General features: G+C 36.0%; 4 protein-coding genes. All 4 read right to left on the bottom strand.

Going from position 1 to position 5,278, the window contains the following annotated elements:
• Window positions 1-121 precede the first annotated feature (121 nt).
• Window positions 122-1,594 carry a glucose-6-phosphate isomerase gene (locus KBI38_07930; GenBank protein MBP8629978.1) on the bottom strand — a complete coding sequence of 491 codons (1,473 nt, stop codon included), beginning with the start codon at window positions 1,592-1,594 and terminating at the stop codon, window positions 122-124.
• A 73-nt stretch (window positions 1,595-1,667) separates the two neighbouring features.
• Window positions 1,668-2,546, bottom strand: a complete 879-nt coding sequence (gene galU, locus KBI38_07925) for a UTP--glucose-1-phosphate uridylyltransferase GalU (protein ID MBP8629977.1) — start codon at window positions 2,544-2,546, stop codon at window positions 1,668-1,670.
• A gap of 56 nt (window positions 2,547-2,602) precedes the next feature.
• Complete coding sequence (locus tag KBI38_07920) at window positions 2,603-3,961, bottom strand: phosphomannomutase (protein MBP8629976.1); 1,359 nt, start codon at window positions 3,959-3,961, stop codon at window positions 2,603-2,605.
• Window positions 3,962-4,528: 567 nt separating this feature from the next.
• Window positions 4,529-5,278 (bottom strand): cupin domain-containing protein (locus KBI38_07915; protein MBP8629975.1); only part of this gene is annotated, 750 nt, incomplete at its 5' end.

Here is a 5,278-nt window from a genome sequence, read left to right as displayed (position 1 = left end):
CCATAGTATTTGAACAATAGTGGAGCAGTAGTTTAACTATTGTTTAACTATTGTTTAACCATCGTTTAACCATCGTTTAACCATCGTTTAACCACTGTTCTACTATTGTTATCCTGCCGTTCTACACTTGTTCCTTAATCCGTTTTAAATTAGGAGACATAATTCTTTTATACGCTTCCACACCGGGTTGATCATAAGCGTTAACATTTGCAAGTTCACCTTCATAAGCTACTGACAATGCTAAAAAGTATAACAGTTCCCCTAAATGAAAGGCATTTAGTTTCGGTAAAATCAAAGTCGCATTAAATCTGTTATCACTAATTAATGCCAAAGCATTAGCATTTAAGGCTACTTCTAGTGCTGCACTCATTTTTATAGTGGAAATATCACTTAACTTGCTAACCTTCGGAAAAACATCAGGTATGATTAAGTCATTATCCCACTCTGCAATTTTTATAAACTGAACGACCTTATCTTTGGCTCCATCTTGATGTTGTTGAGTTTGTGCATGCATATCAGTGGTCCCAACTGCCACAATCGGAGTTCTACCATAATAAACAGAACTACCACTTCGATTAACTCTTTTGCCTAGTGATTCCGCTAATAACTGCACATACCACTCTGAAGTTGACTTCAAATTATCTGCATAAGGCATCAGCACTTCAATATTACGATCAAACTTTTTAGCCGCTAGATATTTCAACGTAGCATTTAACAACGCTGGATTTTGATAAAAGTCCGCCGTTTGACAAGCCTGGTCCATATTTTTTGCCCCTGCTAAAAATTCATCAATATCAAAACCGATACAAGCAGCTGTAACTAAGCCCACCTCACTAAAAATGCTAAATCTGCCACCAACACCATCAGGCACACTAAAAGTCTGCCATTTTTCTTCTTTGGCTAATTTTTTCAAGAGCGTTTCATTAGCACCTTCAGCCGGGTCAGTAACAGCGACAACCTCTAACATAATATATTCAGACTTACGGAACTTTTCATAAGCAACCATAAAATTAGACATCGTATCAATCGTCGAGCCTGACTTTGAAATAACAATCAAAGCAATCTTAGTTTGTTCATTGCTTTGTAAATATTTTTGTTTCGCTTTACCCAAAACATAATTTATCAATTCACCGGTTCGGCGAGGATCGATATTATTGCCACTAAAATAAAATTCTGGATAACCACAACGCTCTTCTTGACTTTTAGCATTCCAGAATTCACCGCAGTGCACATCAAATAAGACCTTGTTGCCTAAATATGAGCCACCAATACCAAAGGAAATAGCAATCTCAACATTATATTTTAAACTCTCCCCAAACTCTTTTAACCGCTGTATCGATTTAGGATTATTAAGATTACCTTCCTTAACATAAGGTAGTTGCGGAAATAAAACTAATTCTGGTGCTCCATCTTTTGATAAATGCATCTTGGCTTCACCGGTTGTTCTAATCTTGCAAACGGCATTATGCGCATCACCAATTTCATCAGCCAAGGCAAAGAAATCTTCATTTGTGATCTTTCCTACACCATATATATTTTTATAATCAAACGCAAATCCTGAAGCTAAAGTTAAACAATTTTTATTATCTGCCATTTTGCACGCTCCATCTGTATAGTTTTGAATCCTAAAAATATACTGCTAACTTTTTTCTACTATTCTAGCAAAGTTATTTATTTAATAACGGCCCTACCGTTTTAGCCAAATAATTTAAAAACTTATCACGAATTTCCGGTCTTTTCAAAGCATATTCCACCGTAGCTTCCAAGTACCCTTGCTTATCACCAATATCATAACGACGTCCGCTGAAATTATAAGCATAAACCGGTTTTTCATGGGCTAATTTACAAATAGCATCAGTTAACTGAATTTCATTACCACGACCTGGTTCAGTTTTTTCTAATAAAGCAAAAATTTCCGGTTCTAAAATATACCGACCGAGTACCGCTAGTTGTGAAGGTGCTTCTTCTACACTAGGTTTTTCAATCAAATCCACCGCTTGCCAAATATTTTCTTTCACCTTTTTAGGATTTACAATACCATAGCTTGAAACCTTATCCTTAGCAACTTCTTGAACTCCTAATACCGTTCCTTGACAGTCATCATACACATCAATTAATTGTCTTAAACATGGTACCTCGGCATCAACAATATCATCACCTAGCATTACCGCAAACGGCTCATTGCCAACAAACTGTTTCGCACATAAAACCGCATGTCCTAGCCCTTTGGCTTCTTTTTGTCTAATATAATGAATATCAACTTGTGATATTTCCTCAATTAACCCCAACAAGTCATATTTACCTTGTTCTTTTAATTGATTTTCAAGCTCTACCGATTTATCAAAATGATCCTCAATGGAGCGCTTATTACGCCCAGTAATAATTAAAATTTCTTCAATTCCAGAAGCAATCGCCTCTTCAATAATATACTGGATTGCTGGTTTATCAACAATCGGCAACATTTCTTTGGGTTGAGCTTTGGTCGCCGGTAAAAATCTTGTCCCCAGTCCCGCAGCCGGAATTATTGCTTTTCTTACTTTTTTCATTACTTCACCTTATATCCTATTATCTTAAATCTATTTACAATACTGTAATTTAGTCTTTATGCCTTTATTAACGCTAATAGCTCTGCAGTTTTTGCCTTCATCAAGTCACCGTCGCCTTTAGCTTCAACATTTAAGCGTAGCACCGGCTCGGTATTAGACATTCTAACATTGAACCGCCAATTATCATATTCCAAACTCAATCCATCGGTTTTATCAATATTTATTGCACTATCAGCATACTTTGCTTCAATCGCCGCTATCACGGCTTTGGCATCTTTAACAGTACTGTTGATTTCACCACTAATCGGGAATTTAGCAATACGTTCCGCCATTAATTCCGATAGCCCTTTACCAGCTTTACTAATTATTTCTACAATTAATAACCATGGAATCATCCCACTATCGCAGTAGGAGAAGTCTTTGAAGTAATGATGTGCTGACATCTCGCCACCATATACCGCATCTTCATTACGCATTTTTTCTTTGATAAACGCATGTCCACTTTTGCACATAACCGGAGTTCCACCGGCTGCTTCTACCAACTCAATAGTATTCCAAGTTAACCGTGGATCATAAATAATTTTAGCTTGAGGATTTTTACTTAAAAAAGCCATTGCTAAAAACCCTACAATGTAATAGCCTTCAATAAATTCACCCTTATCATCAAACAAGAAGCAACGATCAAAGTCACCATCCCAAGCAACCCCTAAGTCCGCTCCTAGTTGACGTACAAAGCTAGCTGTCGCCTCACGATTTTCATTTAAAATCGGATTCGGCACCCCATTCGGGAATGTTCCATCCGGATTATGATTTAATTTAATAAACTCAAACGGTAAATGTTTTTCTAATGCATCAATAACATGACCGGCTGCTCCATTACCGGCATTAACAACTATTTTTAACGGCTTTAACGCCGAAACATCAACATAAGTTAATAAATGTTTGATGTAATCATCCAAAATATCAATATTTTGAATTTTACCAATAGGTTTATCTTGAACCTTTTCAAACACACCATTAATTACACGTTCTTCAATATCTTTTAACCCGGTGTCACTGCTAATCGGACGTGATTCTTGACGCACTAATTTCATACCATTATATTCTTTCGGATTATGGCTAGCGGTAATCATAATACCACCATCCAACTCTAAATGTGCTGTCGCAAAATAAATTTGTTCAGTACCGCACATTCCAATATCAACAACATCACAGCCCATTTCTGTTAAGCCGAAAATAAGCGCATTTTTAATATCTTTACCGGATAAGCGAATATCATTACCAACCGCAACTTTTTTAGCGCCAAATAACTCGACAAAAGTTCTGCCAATACGATAAGCCATCTCCTCATTAACTTCTTCCGGATATTTACCTCTAATATCATAAGCCTTAAAAGCATCTCTTTTTAATTCCATCAAAACTTCATCTCCTCAAAAATATTGAACCTGGGTTGAACGGTAGTTGAACACTTGGTGAACAATAGTCAAACAATTGTTAAACAGTAGCAAGTTATAATCATAATGTTAAAAAAATCTAATAATATATTTTCTGAGCAATATAATTAGACTTTTCTTAAGATGACAAGAACATGTGAAATGTCCATTTCAATCGTTAAGCAACCGTTACACTATCGTTTTACTACTTTTTTACTATTGTTCAAAAACTTTGCTTAACAAAAAAAGAAAGAATATATAATATCATATATTCTTCCAAAAATACTAAATTCCTCTTTCGAAAATCCGCCATATTATTAATAACAATCGAAGAACGATAGATTAACTATGGTGAATCAATTGTTAAACCATCGTTAATCTATTGTTTAACTACATTACACTACTGTTCAATCATCGTTAAACAATTGTTCGAACTATCGTTAATGCCCACTAGGGGCTTTCTTCGTGCTCTTTGTGGTTAAATCTTTTCGTCCTCCATCGTTAAACGATTGTTTCACAACCTTCAACTATCGTTCCCCTATCTTTCTCCTACTGCCGGCCGTATTCATCGTCGAATCTGACAATATCATCTTCTTCTAAATAACTGCCGTTTTGCACTTCAATAATCTCCAAGGGGATAAGTCCCGGATTTTCTAATCTATGCTTGGTAGCAATTGGTACAAATACACTTTCGTTTTCTTGGACAATCATCTCGGTTTCACCAATTGTAACCTTAGCTGTACCTTGAGTAACAATCCAGTGCTCACTACGATGATAATGAAGCTGTAAGCTCAGTCTTTGTTTAGGACTGACAGAAATCTTCTTCATCTTGTAACCTTGCCCTTCACCCAATACAGTATAACTACCCCACGGTCGATACATCGTAGTATGTTCACTGGCTTCTTTGCGATTACGAGCTTTTAGCTCATCAACTAAATTCTTAACTTTTTGTGATTCACCTTTTTTAGCAACCACAATTACATCATCAGTTTCTACTACCAAAACATCTTCTAGACCAATCCCGGCAATTAGTCTATCGCGACCTAAAAGCAATGAATTATTGCAATCAATAGTAATGCAATCACCTTTTACGGCATTACCCTTATCATCTTTATCATATACATCATAAATTGCATCCCACGAACCAATATCATTCCAATAACAATCTAGTGGTACCGTCACCACAGCATCACTTTTTTCTGCAATAGCATAATCAATTGAAATACTAGGCATTTCCGCAAAATCATTTACTAACACAGCATAAGGCTTTTGCATTTGTTCATAAATATCATTTTGATG

Source organism: Negativicutes bacterium, assembly GCA_018052945.1.
GTDB lineage: Bacteria > Bacillota > Negativicutes > JAGPMH01 > JAGPMH01 > JAGPMH01.
The sequence above is the reverse complement of the archived record's forward strand: the minus strand, read 5'-3'. Positions and strand labels throughout refer to the sequence as shown.